This is a genomic window from Rathayibacter sp. AY2B5, from assembly GCF_002931645.1.
Taxonomy (GTDB): domain Bacteria; phylum Actinomycetota; class Actinomycetes; order Actinomycetales; family Microbacteriaceae; genus Rathayibacter.
The window spans coordinates 124,457-141,202 of record NZ_PSUE01000002.1; the positions used below are offsets into that span (position 1 = coordinate 124,457).

Here is a 16,746-nt window from a genome sequence, read left to right on the forward strand (position 1 = left end):
AGTTACCTGCCCCAGTGGCGCCGATGCACTACTAGGACAGGGCACCCGATTCCTCTCAATCGACGACAGTGAGGACGCCGTCCGTGCCGCGGTCCGGGTGGTACGACCACGACGTCTCGAGGTTGTCCCACTCGTCACTCTGGCGCCCGTCCATCGATGTGGTCTGCTCAAGGTGAGAGATGACCGCTTGTGGGGCTTTCGTCGCGCTCAGGATGCACTCGAGCTCGGAGTATGTGAGGCCAGCGAGGTCGTCTTCGCCCTGGCTGTCGATCGTCAGCGTCTGATCTCCGTCTGAGAGCTCGGCCCCCTCTGGGTTCCTGACGCAAGCGCGGAACGCCGTCGCGAGGATCGCGTCGGCTTCTGACTGCGCCTCGGTGGATGCCGCTGCAGACGCTTCGTCCTGCTTCGCCTCGCTCGATGCAGCGATGCCGGCAACAATCCCGCCGACGAGCAAGCCGCCGAGCGCGAAGCCCGCTCCGGCTCCGATCCACAGGGACGGCCAACTAAAACGCGATTGCGGAGTCGACCTCGAGGTCGGCGGCGGAAGAGGAGTGTCGGTCACCCCCTCACCGTATCGATCCGGCGCGTGTCAGTAGTCCCGGCGACCATCAGCGCATGTCGCACCACTGGACGCCCCTCTCGATGGTCTCCCGCTCCGTTCGCCCCCACGAGTGGCGCATGGGCGACAAGCGCGAGGAGCTCGGTTGGATTCGTCTCGTCGAGTACCAGGGCCAACCGACTTTCGTGTGCGTCACGCAGGACGAGTGGATCGTCGGGTGCGGGGACACACTCCGAGACGCTGCAGAGGCGTTCCTGACGTGGAAGCGCGGCAGAACGTAAGTGCTCGTCTGCGTTGCTAAGGAAACCAGATGAGCCATATCTGGACTAATTCCGGCCGCTTATGAACATGTTTCTATCCGTGCGGGCAGATAATACGCCCATGTGGAGAGGGCGGCCTCTTTTCCAACTCCTGACTCAAGGTTCGATCAGCCATGCTCTACAGGTGACTGAGAGTGAGCGCTTAGATGTCGGAACCCCATGCCTTTACGGGTCAGTGCACTTCGCACGAACGAGTGGGCTCTGGACGGCGACTGTGGACCTTCCGCCAGTGGACGGCAAGCGACGCAGGAAGACCGTGCGCAGCAAGAACGAGGCGGTCGCCAGGGAGGCGCTCCGCGTCATGTCGGAGCAGATCGCGTCCGATCGCCTCGCCCGGAAGCTAGCTGCAGCGCGGGCGGCCGTCGCCGCAACGGACCTGCCCTGGACTGTCGCAACGTGGTCCGCGCACTGGCTCCGGTCGATCGCCGGACGCCGTATAAAGCCGATGACGTACTCCGCCTACGAGAGTGCCATCCGGCTGCATGTGGTCCCCGTGATCGGGGACGTCCCTCTCGCGGCCGTGGCGCCCTCCCACCTTCGGCGGGTCGAGACGGTGATGCTCGACCGTGGACTTTCGTCTAGCAGCGCGCTCCACACGCACCGGGTGCTCGCTATCTGCTTCGGTGACGCAGTCCGTGAGGAGATGTTGGAGCGCAACCCAACTGAACGTATGCGTCCCCCGCGAAAGGCGCCGGGGTCTCTTGCGGCCCTGACTACACGCGAGGCCCGCCGAGTCTTCCACGAACTCAGCGCTCGTCCTGATGGAGCGCTGTGGCTGACGTCCCTTCTTACGGGGGCCCGCCGCGGTGAAGTGCTCGGCCTCGAGCTCGGCCGAGTGGGGGAGGTGCTCGAGCTGTCGTGGCAGTTGCAGCGCTTCCCCTGGCTTCACGGCTGTGAGTCCCGCACTTGCAGAACCGCGCGACGAGGAACGGACTGCCTCGAGCGGCACGTCGACTTTCCCGCAACCTTTGAGCACCGTCACATTTACGGAGCGCTGTATCTCACTCGGCCGAAATCAGTAGCCGGCGTGCGTCTCGTTCCCCTCGTCGAGACCCTCCGGGGGATCTTGCTCAAGCACATCCGCAGTAGCCCTATCCCGCGCAACGGGCTCGTGTTCGTCAACGAGCTCGGCAACCCGATCGACCCCGACTGGATGTCCCACCGTTGGACCACCCTGCGCAAGGAACTGGGCATCACGGGCAACGTCCGGCTGCACGGCCTTCGTCACGCCGCGGTCGACATGCTCTACGAGGCCGGCGTTGCTGAGGATGCCATCGTCGAGCTTCTTGGACACTCCACCAACCGCATGACCCGCAGCTACAAGTCAGGCCCCTCCGTAGCGCGTCTGCGAGCCGCCATGGAGCAAGTTTCGGAGCTGTACGAGTGACCTGCGGCCAGCCCGTAGCGCGCCCTCGACGCGCAGCAAGCTGTCGGTTTACCGCCGGTAAGTCCGCGCTGCCGTCGCGCAGCAAGCTGTCGACTTAGGCCCCCAAGTCGGGCGGCCCGTGCGGAGCAAGCTCTAGAGATAGGTGCACTAACTCCGCTTGGTCCCCTCCGACAGTCGTGATCGGGGTCGGTTGCACCTGGGCTGAAGAGCGTGAGATCTCGTCGAGGATCGCGGCGGCGTTGACTACGATCGCGACCATGAGGGCGGAGGATTTGACAGCAGCGGCGACGGTTGGCGGCGTGTGGGTTGCGGGGCTCGTGGGCATTGCCGGCTTGGTCTTTGGCATCGTTGGATTGGTGCAAGCCCGTCGTGCTCGCACCGCTGCAGAGGACGCCAACCGAATCGCGAAGGACGCGCTGCGGGCCGCGCACGACGCGAACTCAATCTCACGCGCAGCAAATGACATCTCGATCGGTGCGAACCAGGTGTCCGCAGAGGCCAACGCGATCGCGAAGGCTGGCGAAGCGCGAGCAACCGAGGTCCATGACGTTACTTGGGGCTGCAGCTGGGTCGATCCAGGTCGGTACCGCGTGCCCAACGAGGGTCGGAATACCGCAGTCGGCGTCCGTGTGCAGATTCAGGTTGACGAGGAGCTGGTGGAGCTCGAGGCGCCAGAGGTCCCCGGCGGCGGGTATCTCGACCTTGAGTTCCCCGGTGCGCATCGTGCGTGGCGGCGAGAAGAGGGTGAGGATGAGCGGAGGCGTACGTCCCGTGTCGACGGATATCCAGGCATCATGGTCGACCCGCTCGCCCGAGCCCGCCACTACATCCGTGACCGAGTGTCCTGGTCTACGGCTAGCGGTGCCCCGAAGCGGCACGACCAAGAATTTGGGATGGCGCAGTTGTATTCGGAGTAGCCGGCGGCAGATGCCCGTTCGAGTGCCGTGTGCTAACTCGTGTGCTTCCGGAGACGGTCGTCCACGTACTCTGACGTTCCTTCATGGCAGGCCGCGACACTGTCAGCCTCACTGCGCGGGCAGTGAGGCGTCTACGGGTAGCTTCGCGTTCGCTGGGTCGAGAGAGTTCGAGTCCCTCCAGGGGCACCACGATCCGCAATCGGGATCAGTCCATCGGACGACCGCCGCTTTCGCTCCGTCTGACGCCAGCGTCCGCCCCCCGCCCAGTACTCCGAGCTCTGCTCGTCGAGGCGACGACGGTCCGAGCCCTCGATGGTCCTGCCCGGGTGGGGACTCCTCGGCGGCAGGGACGCACGACCGAGGAGCTCCTTCGCGGGTTCTCGGCCGTCCTCGTCCTGAGCCTCTCCATCCAGCGGGACACGTTCGCGGACAGACGGCGCGCGGGTTTCAGTGCGCTGCTCGCGATAGCCGGTCGCATGGCGGCCGTCCGCAGGCGGTGGCCGGCGGTATCCGAGACCCCCTTCTCGGCGGGATGTGGCGGGCCGTCCTCCGCCCGCGGTACGTGCGCGAGCTCCTCGATCAGGCGGAGAGCACGGATGCGCTCTCGGAGCGACGCCCAAGGCTCCGAGCGCTCACGGCCTTCTGAGGGCGTCTCGCGGGCCTTCGCTCAGGCGGCGCCGCCATGATCGAGGCTGGTACTCGACGGAAGGTTCTCTGTGAGCATGTTCAAGCGCGTTCTCGGCATGGCGTCGAAGGCGCTCGATTCGAAGAGCGGCTCGGGGTCGTCCTCGAGCGGGACGACCGATTGGCGCGACCTCGTGCGCACCGCCGCCGACAAGGTGACAGGCGACTCGCGGAGCGGGCAGGCCCAGCCGCCTCAGCAGTACGGCTCACCGCGGCGACCCTCCGCGCGCCCGCAGGACGCCCGGCCCGGGCAGCAGCCGGTGGTCACGCAGGAGGACCGCGCAGCGATCGCGCGCTACGACTACCTCCTCCGCACCGCCGACCCCGAGCAGCTCGAGCAGGTGCACCGGGACGCGTTCGCGAAGCTGACGACGGCGCAGCGCACCCAGGTCGAGGCGCGCCTCCGCGACGAGCTGCCCGCGAACGAGCAGCCGCGGTCCTCCGCCCCCGAGGACCTGGCGCGCGCGGCGACGCGCGGCGAGGCGAACGATCCGGGGTTCCTCAAGAAGATGTTCTCGAAGCCGGGGACCCGCGGCGCCCTCGCGGGTGCCGGCGTCGGAGCGGCGGCGGGTATCGGGCTCGGCGCGGCGGGCGGACTGCTCGCGGCGGTCGCGGGCGGCGCCGTGATCAGCAGCGTCGCCGGTCCGCTGCTCGCGCAGGCGTCCGGCCTCGGCGTGGACTTCGAGAACCTCGCCGGCGGGTTCGGCGATCTGGGCGACTTCGGTGACATCACGGGCGGCGCGGGAGAGTTCGTCTCCGGTGCGGGTGAGCACGTGTCCGGGCTGGGGGAGCAGGTGTCGGAGTTCGGCTCCGACTTCCAGCTGCCGGGGCTCGGCGACCTCGGGAACCTCTTCGACCGCTAGACGGACGGGACCGGAGCGCGCCGGCGGAGGAGCGGCGACGCGATCGCGAGTGCCGCGCCGACGACGAGCAGCACGGCCCCCACGATCGCGACGGCGGTCGTCGACCAGTCGGGGAGGTCGACCACCGTCGTGCCGTCGAGCAGCGTCCATTCGCAGGCCGCGCCCAGCGGCCGCCACGACCAGAAGCCGCGGACCAGGTCGCCTGCCTCGGGCGGGACGCCGCCCAGGCTGACGCTGCACACGTAGTCGAAGCCCTGACGGTCGATGTTCGCGAACTGCAGAGGCACGAGCGCGAGGGCCGCGAGTCCGGCGACGGCGAGGACGAGGCCGGCGAGCAGGGCGAGACGCGCGGCGGTCAGGCGCTTCCTCGCCGGCGTCGAGGCGGGGGCGGGCGGCGTCTCGGTCATCGTCCGATGGTGGCACGCGTTCGTGGGGAGCAGGCGTGTGCCCGGGATCGGCGCCGAACAGCGCGGAGGCACGGGGCGGATGCGTCGGAGCCGCTCCTCGACCGCAGGCGCCAAAGACGTCGGCCGGCACCGCGGCGACGGGGAGCCCTCGGCGTCGTACCCTCGACTGCATGGGGTTCGTCTTCTCGCTGGTGATCATCGTCCTGACCGTGCTCGCGCTGGTCGACGTCGTACGGCAGCCGGACAACATCATCAAGAACCTGCCCAAGATCGTGTGGATTCTGCTGATCTTCTTCCTCCCGCTCATCGGCGTCTCGCTGTGGTTCCTGCTCGGGCACGACTGGAAGCGCGGCGACGGCGGATCCTTCGTGCCGGGCGGCCGAGTGCCCCGCCGCCGGAAGCAGGCGCCGCCGCCGATGGTGGTGCGGCCCGCTCCGAAGAGCACCGAGGAGCAGCTCGCCGACCTCGAGCGCGAGGAGGCGCACTACGCGCGGCTCGCCGAGGAGCAGCGTCGCCGCCGCGAGGGTGAGCGGCCGCTCGACGCGTGAGCGGCCGCTTCGGAGGCCGCTACTTCGAGAAGTTCGACGCCGCCCACTGGATCGAGGCGATCTTCGCCTGACCCGCGACGCTCGGGTGGAAGTAGTCGGTGGTCCCGATCAGGCCCTTGGTGACGGGGGTCGCGGTGAGCGCTCCGCCGTCCCAGTCGCAGAGCTGACCGGCGGCGCTGCACGCCGTCTGCAGCGCGGTGTTGTACTGCGTCGTCCGCGTCTTCGCGGCAGCGGCCGAGGCGGCCGCGGCGGTGCTGCTGAGCCTGCGGCCGGTGGAGCTGACGCCGCGCGTGGTCCGGCAGAGGTCGCCGCCCGCCCAGACGAGCGCGCCGACTCCGGTCTTCACGACCGACCACTCGGAGGCCACGTTCGGCATCGACGAGAGGACGATGCGGGCGGAGGGCCACGTGGTGCGGATCTTCGTGATCGCGGCGGAGGCTCCGGTGCGGAACGTGCTCGCCGGCGTCATCGTGTAGCCGTCGGAGGCGACGCGGTTGTCGGGAGAGCAGAGGTCGTTGCCGCCGATGAGCAGGGTGACGACGTCCGGCCGCACGCCGGCGGCGACCGCGGCGTCGATCCGCGAGGGGACCTGCGCGACGACGTCGCCGGTGGTGGCGAAGTTCGCGGTCGTGACCGTGGTGCCGGGGCGCGCGGTCCGCAGGCGCGAGGCGAAGGAGTTCACCGAGGAGCTGGTGCCGGTGGACCAGTTGTTGCGGGGGCAGTCCGCGAAGGAGCCGCAGGTCCCGTAGGCCTGGGTGATGGAGTCGCCGAGGCTCAGCACCGAGAGGGTGGCGGGAGTGGCGGCGGCGGCGGCCTGCGCCGGGAGCAGCGCGGCGGCGAGGGCGAGCGCGGCTCCGACGGCGAGGGCGCGGACGCGGCGGCTCGGGGTCGGCGGGCGGGAGAGGGAGAGGCTCATGGGGGACCGTTCTCGAGGGGGAGGACGGTGGGGAAGCCGTCGGTGCTGACGCTAGGGGAGCGGCGCCCCGGATGACCCCGAACGGGTGACCCCAGAACGGGCCGGATGTGCGCGACGGCAGCGGATCCGGTCGTCCGGCGGGCGGAACCGTCTGGAAGGCGAGCGTCCTCTCAGCCTCCCGCCACCGGCACGATCCGCAGCCGGCTCATCGCCCAGACCAGCGCCCCCGACGCGAGGAACGCGACCGCGATCCCGACGACGAACACCGACACCTGCCCGTACCCGGTCGCGGGATCCAGGAACGGATAGGGCACCCAGCCGTCCGTCGCTCCGCGGATCAGCACCACGACGAGCCAGACGATCGGGTAGACCACGACCAGCCAGAGCCTGCGCCACGGCAGCGGAGGGCGATCCGCGAGCAGCAGCCAGTCGAGCAGTCCGTAGACGGGGAACAGCACGTGCATGACGGTGTTGGCCCACGGCAGCGCCACTCCGCCCGCCACATCGGTGAGGAGGGTGTTGTACACGAGGCCGACGACGATGATGTACCCGGTGAAGGCACCCCGCACCAGTAGGAGCCCGCTGGGCGCGGGGCTGGGGCGGAGCGCGAGCACGGCGGTGGCTCCGAGCACGACGGCCAGCACGATGTTGCTCTGGATGGTGAAGAAGCCGAAGAAGTTGAACGGGTTCAGCGGCGTCCGAGAGGCGGTGTCGACGGCCGTCGCGATCACGGCCACCAGAACGGCGGCGGCCACGAGGAGGCGGAGGAGCGCGACCGGCACGCGGGCCGACTCCGCCCGGGAGGAGGGAGCGGGCGGCGTCATCGCTCGAGCGGAGCGCCGGAGCGCCTACCCTGTCCCCGTGCTCACGATCGGTGTCGACCTCGCTGCGGAGCCGGTGCGCACCGCTCTCGCCGCCCTCGAGTTCTCCGGCGGCCGGGCCGTCGTCCGCTCGCTCGTACTCGGCGCCGAGGACGCGACGATCGTCGAGGCGTCACGGGACGCGGCGGTCATCGGGATCGACTGCGCGTTCGGCTGGCCGGTGGAGTTCGCGGCGTTCGTCTCCGCGCACACGCGACGGGAGGTCTCGCCGCGGACGCTCGCGGGACGCGACTGGCGCCGCCGCCTCGCGTACCGCGAGACGGACCGGGTGGCGCGCGAGGTCACGGGCCGCTGGCCGCTCAGCGTCTCGACCGACCGGCTCGGGATGACCGCGATGCGCTGCGCGGAGCTGCTCGACGCCTTCGCCGCGAGCGGGGAGGACGTCGACCGCTCCGGGCGCGGACGGCTCGTCGAGGCGTACCCGGCGGCGGCGCTGCGGCTCTGGGGAGTGGACACCACGGGCTACAAGACGCGACCGGAGGCCGTGGCGCTCGCCGCGGAGTCGCTGCGACGGGCCGCACCCTGGCTCGATGTGCCGGCGCCCGCGCTCGCGCTGATGAGCCGCTCCGACGACGCGTTCGACGCCGTCGTCGCCGCTCTCAACGCCCGCGCCCACGCCCTGGGCGCGACCCTGCCGGTGCCTCCCGAACTGCAGGAGGCGGCGGAGGCCGAGGGGTGGATCGCGGTCCCGACCGGATCGCTCGCGGAGCTCGCGGGCTGATCCGGCCGTCTCGACGGGTGTGCGCTCAGGCCGGGATCTTCGCCCCCAGCAGGCCGGCGGCGACCTCGGCGGCCCGCTCGGCCTCCTCGACGGTCGAGAAGGGTCCGGTGGGGACGAGGGAGGGCGCGGTGGTCAGTCGGGCGTCGATCTCGAGTCGGAACCGGGGCAGCTCCGCCCCGGGAACGACGACGATCCTGACTCCGTTCCGGCTCCATCGCGCGGGTTGGATAGAAGAAATCTGTGTCATGGTGCTCTCCGCTTTCGCGATCATCCGCACGGGTGGCTGACGCCTCGACCGTGCACGCTTCACGCTACGTCCGGTGCCCGTCTCTCCGAACGGGCTTGACCTCTCAGGCTCGTCGGGCGTAGTGCCTCATTGCAGTCGGTCGAGGGTGTCGCTGATCCGCCGCAGGCACTCGATGAGGACCGACACCTGCGCGGCGTCCAGGTCGGCGAGCACCTCGCCCTCGGCGGCGACGAGATTGCGCATCGCCTCGTCGACCCGCTTCGTGCCCCGCGGGGTGAGCGAGACGATCTTGCTGCGCGAGTCGGCGGCGTTCTGCTCGCGGACCACGAGCCCGCGGGCCCCGAGGCGGTCGACGCGGCTGGCGAGGTTGCCGCTGGACAGCGCGAGGTGCGTGGCCAGGGCCGAGGGCGTCATCCCGCCCTCCCCGCGCTGCCGCAGCAGCGAGAGGAGCTCGAACTCCCACGGGGCGAGATCGCTGACGGCGAAGGACTGCCGCCGCACCTCCTGCACGCGCGGGCTGAGCCGGCGGAGGCGGGAGACGACGTCCAGAGGCGCGAAATCGAGGTCGGGCAGGGCCCCGGCCCACGCGTCGATCACCAGATCGACATCGTCGTCTTCGCGCATGCCCCGATTATCCCCGGACGGCGCGGGCGCCGACGACGGGTGGTCCGGGGAGGCCGGCGGGCCTAGCCTGTGCGGACGACGGGCGGACCGGTCAGGCGCGGGCGGCCCGGACGTAGGCGACGATCGCGTTGGCGTGGCCGTGGCCCAGGCCGTGCTCGGTCTTCAGCCAGGTGACGACCTGCATGTGCGGCTCGGAGCGCAGACGCTCGTCGGCGAGGTCCAGCCAGTCCTGGACGGGACGGTCGTAGGTCTTCTCGATGCTCGGGAAGTACGAGGCCGGTCCCTTCGGCTTCGCACCGTCGGCGGGCGGTTCGGGAGCGAGCACGCGGTCGGTCATGCGGTCACGATAGCGAGCCGCGGTCAGGTCGTGTAGGCCGAGGGGTCGAACCGGCCGAGCTCCTCGCGGAAGGCGAAGGCGAAGTCGGGCCAGAGCAGGGTGAGTCGCCGGTTGTCGTCCAGGTACCAGCTCTCGCAGCCGCCGTTGGTCCAGACGGTGTCGGCGCTGAGGGCGTCGAGGCGGGCGACGGAGGCGGCCTCGGCCTCGGCGGTGACCTCGAGCCGGTCGGCGCCGGAGACCGCGAGGTGGTCGAGCGCGGCGAGCACGTAGGCGATCTGCGTCTCGATCATGTGCACCGCGGAGTTGTGGCCGAGGCTCGCGTTGGGGCCGTTGACGACGAAGAGGCTCGGGAAGCCGTGGACCGCGGTCGACTCGTACGCGACCATGCCGTCGGCCCAGCGGTCGGCGAGGAGGACGCCGCCGCGGCCGCGGATGCGCCGGGCGAAGGGCGGCCGCGTGGAGTGGAAGCCGGTCGCGAAGACGAGCACGTCGACCCCGTGCGGGACGCCGTCGTCGCCGAGCGCGGCCCCCTCCTCGAGGCGCCGGAGCGGACCGGGGACGACGCGGACGTGCGGCTGCGCGAGAGCGGGGTAGTAGTCGTCCGAGAGGAGCACGCGCTTGCAGCCGATCTCGTAGTCCGGAGTCAGCACGGTGCGGAGTGCGGGATCGATGATCTGCGACTCGAGGTGGCCGAGCGCCTCCGCCCGCAGCCGGTCGATGGCCTCGGGCACGGCGACGCGGCCGGCGAAGCCGAGCTCGGCGCGCCAGAACAGCTCCTCGCGGAGCCTCGCCAGGGCCCCGGGCGCGCGGGAGAGGGTTCGGCGCTCCTCCGGCGGGTACGGGCGGTTCCGGCGGGGGACGACGTACGGGGCTGAGCGCTGGAAGAGCACCACCTCGGCGGCGCGCTCGGCGAGGTGCGGCACGATCTGCACGGCGGAGGCTCCCGAGCCGACGATGCCGACGCGCTTCCCGTCGAGGTCGACGTCGTCCCTCCAGCGGGCGGAGTGGAAGGCGGGACCCGCGAACGAATCCAGGCCCGGGACGGCCGGGAGGCGGGGCTCGGAGAGGCGCCCCGCGCAGACGAGGAGGACCGCGGCGGAGTAGTCGCCCCGGGAGGTGCGCACCCGCCAGCGGTGCGCCTCCTCGTCGAAGACCGCCTCGAGCACCTCGGTCCCCAGCCGGAGTCGGGGCGCCAGGCCCTCCTTCTCGACGACGCGCTCGAGGTAGGACTGGATCTCGGCCCCGGGGGCGTAGAACGCCGACCAGTCGGCCTCGGGGGCGAAGGAGTAGGAGTAGAGGTGCGAGGGGATGTCGCAGGAGACTCCGGGGTAGACGTTGTCCCGCCAGGTCCCGCCGATCCGCTCGGCGCGCTCCAGCACGACGAACGAGGTCCCGCCGCGGCGCTCCAGGCGGACCGCGGCTCCGAGCCCGGCGAACCCGGCGCCGATCACGACGACGTCGACGTCCATCAGACCGTCGTCCTCGCCAGGACGCTGCCCGCCGGGTCGCGGTGCGGATCGGCGAGGAAGTGCTCGAGGACGGCGAGGAGCTCGGCGGGCCGCTCGGCGAGCACCGCGTGACCGGCGTCGAGGACGGCGTAGCGGGCGTCGTCGATCGCGCCGAGCAGGGCCTCGGCGCCCTCGACGCCGGCGACGGCGTCGGCGGAGCAGCCGACCACGAGGGCGGGAACCCGGCAGTCCGAGGCAGCCGCAGCGACGTCGGCCCGGGCGGAGGCGGCGAGCATCCGCGCGACGTCGGCGCCCCACGGGGAGGAGGCGGTGGCCGAGCGGACGGCGAGGAGCCGAGCGGCCTCCTCCTGCGCGTCGGGCGGCAGCATCGGCCAGAGGCGCGCCATGCGGAGGAGGCGCTCCGTCGGGCGCAGCCATCCGGCCACGAGGGCGAGGGCGCGCACCCGCCGATCGCCCGCGGCGAGGGCCACGGCGGCTCCGAGCGAGTGGCCGATCAGGACGGCCTCCTCGGCGCCGAGCGCGTCCAGGGAGGCGCGGACCGCGGCGGGTCCGTCGAGCCAGGGGTCGCCGAGATCGGCGAGCTCGAGCGCGGCGACGCGGTGGCGCCGCGCCAGCATCGGCAGCAGCAGCCCGGTATCGCTCCGCGCGCCCCGGCCGACGCCGGTCAGCAGCAGGACCGCGCGCGGGCTCTCGGCGCCCGCGGTCAGCAGCCGCACGGTGGCGCTGTCCGACTCGATCCGCTCCTCCCGGACCAGCTCGGCCTGGCGCCGCAGGTACTCGGAGCGGGTCATGACGCCCGGCGGGTCCCGCGGACCGGGAGGCGCATCCGCTGAGGACCCGCCGCTGCGACGGGCTCCGCCCGCAGCGCCCTCTCCGGCGCGACCACGCCGTACGTCGTGGTGCGCTGGCGCCAGCCGCGGCCGATCTCGCCGCTCAGCCGGGCGACGGTCGCGATGTCGAGCGAGCGGTAGGCCTCCGCTCCGGCCTCGGGCCGCAGGGCGCCGTCGAGCAGCAGGCCGCCGAGGTCGTCCGCCCCGCCGCGGAGGAGGACCTGCGCCGCGTGCAGTCCGAGCTTGGTCCAGGCGGTCTGCACGTGGGCGATCCGGCCGTGGAGGACGAGCCGTGCGACGGCGTGCACGGCGCGGGTCTCGCGGAGGGTCGGCCCGCCCCGGCTCGCGCGCACCACGGCGGGAGGCGCCTCCGCCGGGACGAAGGGCATCGCGATGAACTCGGTGAAGCCGCCCGTCTCGTCCTGGATCGCCGCGAGCGTGCGCAGGTGCGCGAGCTGCTGCTCGGGGGTCTCGACGTGTCCGTAGACCATGGTCGAGGTGGAGCGGAGGCCGCTGCGGTGCGCGGCCGTGATCGCCTCCCGCCACTCGGCCACGGTCGGGTCCGTCCCCTCGCTCAGGACGGCGCGGACGTCGTCGTCGAGGATGCGGGCGGCGGTCCCCGGGACGGAGTCCACGCCGGCCTCGCGCAGAGCGTCGAGCATCTCGGGCAGGGTTCGGCCCGTACGCCGGGCGACCTCGAGGATCTCGCCGGGCCGGTAGGCGTGCAGGTGCAGCGAGGGCTGCCGCTGCTTCAGCGTGCGGACGATCAGCAGCAGATCGTCGCCCGGGTGCTCCGGTCCGATCGCGCCCTGGAGGCAGAGCTCGGTGGCGCCGAGCGCGACCGCCTCGTCGGCGAGCTCCTCCAGCCGCTCGACGGTCAGATCGCCGACTCCCCAGAGCGAGGTGTCGATGTTGCGGTTCACGACGACCGAGACCTCGTCGCCGGCGGCGTCGTGCCGCAGGTCGTCCGCCAGAGCGGAGAGGGCGTCGAGGTCGTCGCCGTCGGCTGCGAGCAGGGCGAGGTAGTCGGCGTCCTCGAGACCGGCGGGGTCCGTCTCCGCCCGGGCGAGCACGGCGCCGAGGGCGGGCGCGACCGGTCGGGGCAGGGGGTCGAGCGAGTCGCGGTAGGGCCGGGGGAGGACCGCCGCCGCCTCGTCGGCGAGCCAGGTCCCGCGGTCGGCGAGTGCCTCGACGTAGGGAGCGACGCGCGGATCGATCCAGGTGGCCGAGTCGCGGAGGTACTGCGGGTGGGCGGTCAGCCGCTCGTGCAGCCGGTAGCCGGCCGCCGCGGTGAGCCGCGCGAGGTCGTCGATGTTCGGCCAGGGGCGCTCCGGATTCACGTGATCCGCCGTGAGCGGGCTGACACCGCCCCAGTCGTCGACCCCGGCGCGCAGCAGCAGCCCGAGCTCCTGCTCGTCGGTGAGGTTCGGCGGCGCTTGGATCGTCGCCTCGGCGCCCAGCACGAGGCGCGCGACCGCGACGTTGGCCACGTACTCCTGCAGCTCGAGGTCGACCTCGTTCTGCATGGCCGTCCGCGGCTTCGCGCGGAAGTTCTGGACGATGCACTCCTGCACGTGGCCCCACCGCTCGTGGGACTCGCGGATCGCGAAGAGGGCGTCCGCCCGCTCCGCCGCGTTCTCGCCGATGCCCAGCAGCACGCCGGTGGTGAAGGGGATGCGGCTGCGTCCCGCGTCCTCGAGCACGCGCAGGCGCAACGCCGGGTCCTTGTCCGGGGAGCCGTAGTGCACGCCGCCCTTCTCGGACCAGAGGCGCTCGGCGGTCGTCTCGAGCATCATGCCCATCGAGGGCGCGACCGGGCGGAGCCGCTGCAGCTCGGCCCACGACATCACGCCGGGGTTCAGGTGCGTGACCATGCCCGTCTCGCTCATGACCAGGACGGCCATCGCGCGCACGTACTCGAGCGTCGAGGCGTAGCCGTGCTCGGCCAGCCAGGCGCGGGCGACCGGCCACCGGTCCTCCGGGCGGTCGCCGAGCGTGAACAGGGCCTCCTTGCAGCCGAGCTCGGCACCGGCGCGGGCGACCTCGAGGATCTCCTCCGGCTCCATGAAGGTCGACTCGCGCTTGGCCGCGAGCCCGCCCGGTGTCTCCACGAAGACGCAGTAGTGGCACCGGTCGCGGCAGAGCTTGGTCAGCGGGACGAAGACCTTCCGCGAGTAGGTGACGACGCCGGGCCGTCCGCGGCGGGCGAGTCCGTCGTCGCGCAGGCGGCCGGCGGCCTCCAGCAGCAGGTCGAGGTCGTCGCCGCGCACGCCGAGGAGCTCCTCGGCGGTCACGCGCGTCAACGCCTCGCCGCGGTCGAGCCGGGCGAGCAGGGTGGCCGTGGTCATGCGGGAGCGGCCCTTCCGAAGGGGGTCGTGGCGGAGGCGGGAGGTCAGAGCGCGCGCAGCCGCGGCGCGAGGTCGCGCTCGAAGGCGTCGAAGAAGCGCTGCTGGTCGTCGCCCGGGGCGTGGAAGACCAGGTGGGTGAAGCCCGCGTCGACGTAGGGCTTGATCTGCGCGACCGTCTCCTCGGGGTCGGAGCCGACGATCCAGCGCTTCGCGACCTGCTCGATCGGCAGCTCGTCGGCGGCGCGCTCCATGTCGACCGGATCGGTCAGCGAGTGCTTCTGCTCGGGCGACAGCGAGAGCGGCGCCCAGAAGCGCGTGTTCTCGAGCGCGAGCGCCGGATCGGGATCGTAGGAGAGCTTGATCTCGATCATGCGGTCGATGGTCGAGGAGTCGCGATCGGCCGCCGCGGCGCCCGCCTCGACGGCGGGGAGCAGCTTCTCGGTGTAGAGCTCCATGCCCTTGCCCGACGTGCAGATGAAGCCGTCGCCCGCCCGGCCGGCGTACTTGGCGACGACGGGGCCGCCCGCCGCGATGTAGACCGGCACGCCGCTCTCGGGCTTGTCGTAGATCGACGCCTCGTGCGTGGAGTAGTACTCGCCGTCGAAGGTGACGCGGTCGCCCGCCCACAGCGCGCGCATCAGCCGCACGGCCTCGCGCAGGCGGGCGAAGCGCTCCTTGAAGTCGGGCCAGGTCTGCTCGCCCGCGCCCTGATAGCCGGTGGCGACCTCGTTCAGCGCCTCGCCGGTGCCGACGCCGAGCATGATCCGCTCGGGGTAGAGCACGCCGAGCGTGCCGAACGCCTGGGCGATGACGGCGGGGTTGTAGCGGTAGTGCGGGGTCATGACGGAGGTGCCGAGGGTGATGGTGGAGGTGCGCTCACCGGCCGCGGCGAGCCAGGCGAGGGAGAACGGCGCGTGCCCGCCCGTGTGCCGCCACGGCTGGAAGTGGTCCGAGACGACCGCGGTCTCGAAGCCGTGCCGCTCGGCGCCGACCGCGAGCTCGACGAGCTCCCGGGCGCCGAACTGCTCCGCCGATGCCTTGTACCCGAGCGTGATCGTCATCTGCAGCCTTCGTGAGAGGTGGGACGGCTCCCGGAGCGGGAGCGGCCCCTCCATTCTGCGCCTGCCGCGGCGCCCGGCGGGACGGGTGGACGCACCCGGGGGAGGCGTGCCCCGATCCCGCGCTGGGGAGGAGCGTCAGGCCGGCGGAGCGGCGATGTTCACCATCCAGCCGACGCCGTAGCGGTCGACCAGCATCCCGAAGCGGTCGCCCCAGGGCGAGGCGACCAGCGGCTCGACGACCGTGCCGCCCTCGGCCAGGCCGTCCCAGTAGCCGCTCAGCTCGGCGTCGTCGTCGCCGAAGAGCGCGATCGTGATGCGGGCGCCGCTCTCGGCCGGGCTCGAGGAGGGGGAGTCGGAGCCCATCAGGATCATCCCGCTCGGCGTGACGAGCTGGGCGTGCATGATCCGGTCCTGGTCGGCCGGATCCGCGCTCATCCCGAAGTCGCCGAAGCGGCTGGAGCTGAGCTCGCCGCCGAGGACGTCCCGGTAGAACTCCATCGCCTCCTGCGCGGAGCCGTCGAAGCCGATGTAGGGGCTCAGTGAAGTGGGCACGGCACGCCTTTCCGTCGAGGTGCGCCCAGTATCTCCGCGTCCCGACGCGAGCACCAGGGGCGTCCTGCAGAAGGTCCGCCCCCGGTCCTCAGAGCTCGTCGCGGGTGGGCGGGTTCGCGCCGGAGCGGGAGGTCGTGATGCCGGCGACGTGCGCGGCGTGGCGGCCGATCGCGTGCAGGGCGGGGCCGTCGAGCAGCATCCCGTTCGCGGCGCCGAGGCCCTGGCGGAACGCCTCGTCGAGGATCGCGCCCATCGCGGAGTCGCCGGCGCCGATCGTGTCCGCCACCACGATCCGGGCGGCGGGCACGGTCATCCGCGTGACGGCCGAGGCCAGCAGAAGTCCCTCCGCGCCGCGGGTGACGACCGCGAGCTGCGACCCGAGGGAGAGCAGCCGGCTGAGGACCTCGTCGAGCTGCATCGTCGGGTAGAGCCACTCCGCGTCCTCGTCGCTGAGCTTCACGACCTCGCACGCGGCGGCGATCCGCTCGAAGCGCGCGAGCGCCTCGGCGTGCGCGCCGACCAGAGCCGGGCGGATGTTCGCGTCGACGCTCGCCGTCACTCCGGCGGGCAGAGCCTCGAGGAGCTCGAGCACGGCGGATCCGCCCGGCTCGAGGAAGATCGCGATGGAACCGGTGTGGACGTGGGAGGCGCCCTCCGGGTCCGCCGCCGGCGGGTTCCAGGAGAGGTCGAAGACGTAGCGGGCCGACCCGTCCGCGGCGAGGACCGCCCGAGCGGTGCTGGTGCGCTCCGAGTCGCCGTGCCGGACCTCCACTCCGGAGGCCTCGAGGTGGGCGCTGATGCGGCGGCCGCGCTCGTCGTCGGCGATGTCGGTGACGAGGGTCGCGGGTCGCCCGAGTCGGGCGAGCGTGAGGGCGACGTTGGCCGGGGAGCCGCCGACGTGCTCCGTGGCGCTGCCGTCGCGCTCGACGATGTCGATCAGCGCCTCGCCGATGACCAGGGTGCGGGAAGCCGGGCTGACGCGCTCGTCGGTGGAGGACATGCCGACATCATGCCGGGTGACGGGGTCGCCCCGCGACGCGCGGGGCCGACCGGCGCGAGCGGCTCGCGTCCCGAC

At 72.0% G+C, this 16,746-nt stretch carries 18 protein-coding genes; 5 read left to right on the plus strand and 13 right to left on the minus strand.

Annotation, left to right across the window (positions count from 1 at the left end; all coding sequences use genetic code 11):
* Positions 1-55: 55 nt before the first annotated feature.
* Positions 56-562 (minus strand): hypothetical protein, encoded by a 507-nt coding sequence (locus C5C30_RS02205; protein ID WP_146081466.1) that lies wholly within the window; start codon positions 560-562, stop codon positions 56-58.
* A gap of 573 nt (positions 563-1,135) precedes the next feature.
* Between C5C30_RS02205 and C5C30_RS02210 the strand changes: the two genes are divergently transcribed.
* The 3 genes from C5C30_RS02210 to C5C30_RS02220 all read left to right on the plus strand — a co-directional run bounded on the left by C5C30_RS02210 (position 1,136) and on the right by C5C30_RS02220 (position 4,730).
* Complete coding sequence (locus tag C5C30_RS02210) at positions 1,136-2,266, plus strand: tyrosine-type recombinase/integrase (protein WP_181131420.1); 1,131 nt, start codon at positions 1,136-1,138, stop codon at positions 2,264-2,266.
* 257 nt (positions 2,267-2,523) lie between these two features.
* Positions 2,524-3,183 (plus strand): hypothetical protein, encoded by a 660-nt coding sequence (locus C5C30_RS02215; RefSeq protein ID WP_146081467.1) that lies wholly within the window; start codon positions 2,524-2,526, stop codon positions 3,181-3,183.
* Positions 3,184-3,905: 722 nt separating this feature from the next.
* A complete protein-coding gene (locus C5C30_RS02220; RefSeq protein WP_258065759.1) occupies positions 3,906-4,730 on the plus strand; it encodes a hypothetical protein in 825 nt (274 codons plus the stop codon).
* Here the strand turns inward: C5C30_RS02220 and C5C30_RS02225 are convergent.
* Entirely contained in the window at positions 4,727-5,137 is a 411-nt protein-coding gene (locus C5C30_RS02225) for a hypothetical protein (protein ID WP_104333090.1), read from the minus strand. The two genes, C5C30_RS02220 and C5C30_RS02225, sit on opposite strands and share 4 nt — an antisense overlap.
* Positions 5,138-5,307: 170 nt before the next feature.
* On the opposite strand from C5C30_RS02225, the gene C5C30_RS02230 reads away from it, so the two are divergent.
* Positions 5,308-5,685, plus strand: coding sequence for a PLD nuclease N-terminal domain-containing protein (locus C5C30_RS02230; RefSeq protein WP_104291645.1), 378 nt, complete (start codon positions 5,308-5,310; stop codon positions 5,683-5,685).
* A gap of 19 nt (positions 5,686-5,704) precedes the next feature.
* Here the strand turns inward: C5C30_RS02230 and C5C30_RS02235 are convergent, their stop codons facing one another.
* Together C5C30_RS02235 and C5C30_RS02240 are read right to left on the minus strand one after the other, a co-directional pair.
* Positions 5,705-6,601 carry a GDSL-type esterase/lipase family protein gene (locus tag C5C30_RS02235; protein WP_104327087.1) on the minus strand — a complete coding sequence of 299 codons (897 nt, stop codon included), beginning with the start codon at positions 6,599-6,601 and terminating at the stop codon, positions 5,705-5,707.
* Positions 6,602-6,771: 170 nt separating this feature from the next.
* Positions 6,772-7,425, minus strand: a complete 654-nt coding sequence (locus C5C30_RS02240; protein WP_104261112.1) for a Pr6Pr family membrane protein — start codon at positions 7,423-7,425, stop codon at positions 6,772-6,774.
* A 37-nt stretch (positions 7,426-7,462) separates the two neighbouring features.
* On the opposite strand from C5C30_RS02240, the gene C5C30_RS02245 reads away from it, so the two are divergent.
* Positions 7,463-8,203 (plus strand): DUF429 domain-containing protein, encoded by a 741-nt coding sequence (locus C5C30_RS02245; RefSeq protein WP_104246722.1) that lies wholly within the window; start codon positions 7,463-7,465, stop codon positions 8,201-8,203.
* Positions 8,204-8,228: 25 nt separating this feature from the next.
* On the opposite strand, the gene C5C30_RS02250 is transcribed toward C5C30_RS02245, so the two are convergent.
* The 9 genes from C5C30_RS02250 to C5C30_RS02290 all read right to left on the minus strand — a co-directional run bounded on the left by C5C30_RS02250 (position 8,229) and on the right by C5C30_RS02290 (position 16,671).
* Complete coding sequence (locus C5C30_RS02250; protein ID WP_104226461.1) at positions 8,229-8,474, minus strand: hypothetical protein; 246 nt, start codon at positions 8,472-8,474, stop codon at positions 8,229-8,231.
* Between the two features lie 102 nt (positions 8,475-8,576).
* On the minus strand, positions 8,577-9,074 hold the full coding sequence (locus tag C5C30_RS02255) for a MarR family winged helix-turn-helix transcriptional regulator (RefSeq protein WP_104225059.1): 498 nt from the start codon (positions 9,072-9,074) through the stop codon (positions 8,577-8,579).
* A 91-nt stretch (positions 9,075-9,165) separates the two neighbouring features.
* Positions 9,166-9,411 carry a DUF4287 domain-containing protein gene (locus C5C30_RS02260; protein WP_104232872.1) on the minus strand — a complete coding sequence of 82 codons (246 nt, stop codon included), beginning with the start codon at positions 9,409-9,411 and terminating at the stop codon, positions 9,166-9,168.
* A gap of 23 nt (positions 9,412-9,434) precedes the next feature.
* The gene (locus C5C30_RS02265; protein WP_104246721.1) at positions 9,435-10,880 is read right to left on the minus strand and encodes an NAD(P)/FAD-dependent oxidoreductase; all 1,446 of its coding nucleotides are present in this window, start codon (positions 10,878-10,880) and stop codon (positions 9,435-9,437) included.
* Positions 10,880-11,671 carry an alpha/beta fold hydrolase gene (locus C5C30_RS02270; protein WP_104333091.1) on the minus strand — a complete coding sequence of 264 codons (792 nt, stop codon included), beginning with the start codon at positions 11,669-11,671 and terminating at the stop codon, positions 10,880-10,882. The genes C5C30_RS02265 and C5C30_RS02270 overlap by 1 nt, the downstream gene beginning before the upstream one ends.
* Positions 11,668-14,058, minus strand: coding sequence for a 7,8-didemethyl-8-hydroxy-5-deazariboflavin synthase CofG (gene cofG, locus C5C30_RS02275; protein ID WP_104333092.1), 2,391 nt, complete (start codon positions 14,056-14,058; stop codon positions 11,668-11,670). Before cofG ends, C5C30_RS02270 begins: the two co-directional genes overlap by 4 nt.
* A 44-nt stretch (positions 14,059-14,102) precedes the next feature.
* On the minus strand, positions 14,103-15,119 hold the full coding sequence (gene fgd, locus C5C30_RS02280) for a glucose-6-phosphate dehydrogenase (coenzyme-F420) (protein ID WP_181074566.1): 1,017 nt from the start codon (positions 15,117-15,119) through the stop codon (positions 14,103-14,105).
* Between the two features lie 135 nt (positions 15,120-15,254).
* Positions 15,255-15,671 (minus strand): VOC family protein, encoded by a 417-nt coding sequence (locus tag C5C30_RS02285; RefSeq protein ID WP_104246718.1) that lies wholly within the window; start codon positions 15,669-15,671, stop codon positions 15,255-15,257.
* Between the two features lie 88 nt (positions 15,672-15,759).
* On the minus strand, positions 15,760-16,671 hold the full coding sequence (locus C5C30_RS02290; RefSeq protein WP_104333093.1) for a carbohydrate kinase: 912 nt from the start codon (positions 16,669-16,671) through the stop codon (positions 15,760-15,762).
* Positions 16,672-16,746 lie beyond the last annotated feature (75 nt).

Coding starts and splice junctions, on each gene's coding strand:
- C5C30_RS02230 (WP_104291645.1), top strand. CDS start 5,308: ATGGGGTTCGTCTTCTCGCTGGTGATCATCGTCCTGACCGTGCTCGCG.
- C5C30_RS02225 (WP_104333090.1), bottom strand. CDS start 5,137: ATGACCGAGACGCCGCCCGCCCCCGCCTCGACGCCGGCGAGGAAGCGC.
- cofG (WP_104333092.1), bottom strand. CDS start 14,058: ATGACCACGGCCACCCTGCTCGCCCGGCTCGACCGCGGCGAGGCGTTG.
- C5C30_RS02270 (WP_104333091.1), bottom strand. CDS start 11,671: ATGACCCGCTCCGAGTACCTGCGGCGCCAGGCCGAGCTGGTCCGGGAG.
- C5C30_RS02220 (WP_258065759.1), top strand. CDS start 3,906: ATGTTCAAGCGCGTTCTCGGCATGGCGTCGAAGGCGCTCGATTCGAAG.
- C5C30_RS02235 (WP_104327087.1), bottom strand. CDS start 6,601: ATGAGCCTCTCCCTCTCCCGCCCGCCGACCCCGAGCCGCCGCGTCCGC.
- C5C30_RS02255 (WP_104225059.1), bottom strand. CDS start 9,074: ATGCGCGAAGACGACGATGTCGATCTGGTGATCGACGCGTGGGCCGGG.
- C5C30_RS02250 (WP_104226461.1), bottom strand. CDS start 8,474: ATGATCGCGAAAGCGGAGAGCACCATGACACAGATTTCTTCTATCCAA.
- C5C30_RS02240 (WP_104261112.1), bottom strand. CDS start 7,425: ATGACGCCGCCCGCTCCCTCCTCCCGGGCGGAGTCGGCCCGCGTGCCG.
- C5C30_RS02215 (WP_146081467.1), top strand. CDS start 2,524: ATGAGGGCGGAGGATTTGACAGCAGCGGCGACGGTTGGCGGCGTGTGG.
- C5C30_RS02290 (WP_104333093.1), bottom strand. CDS start 16,671: ATGTCCTCCACCGACGAGCGCGTCAGCCCGGCTTCCCGCACCCTGGTC.
- fgd (WP_181074566.1), bottom strand. CDS start 15,119: ATGACGATCACGCTCGGGTACAAGGCATCGGCGGAGCAGTTCGGCGCC.
- C5C30_RS02260 (WP_104232872.1), bottom strand. CDS start 9,411: ATGACCGACCGCGTGCTCGCTCCCGAACCGCCCGCCGACGGTGCGAAG.
- C5C30_RS02265 (WP_104246721.1), bottom strand. CDS start 10,880: ATGGACGTCGACGTCGTCGTGATCGGCGCCGGGTTCGCCGGGCTCGGA.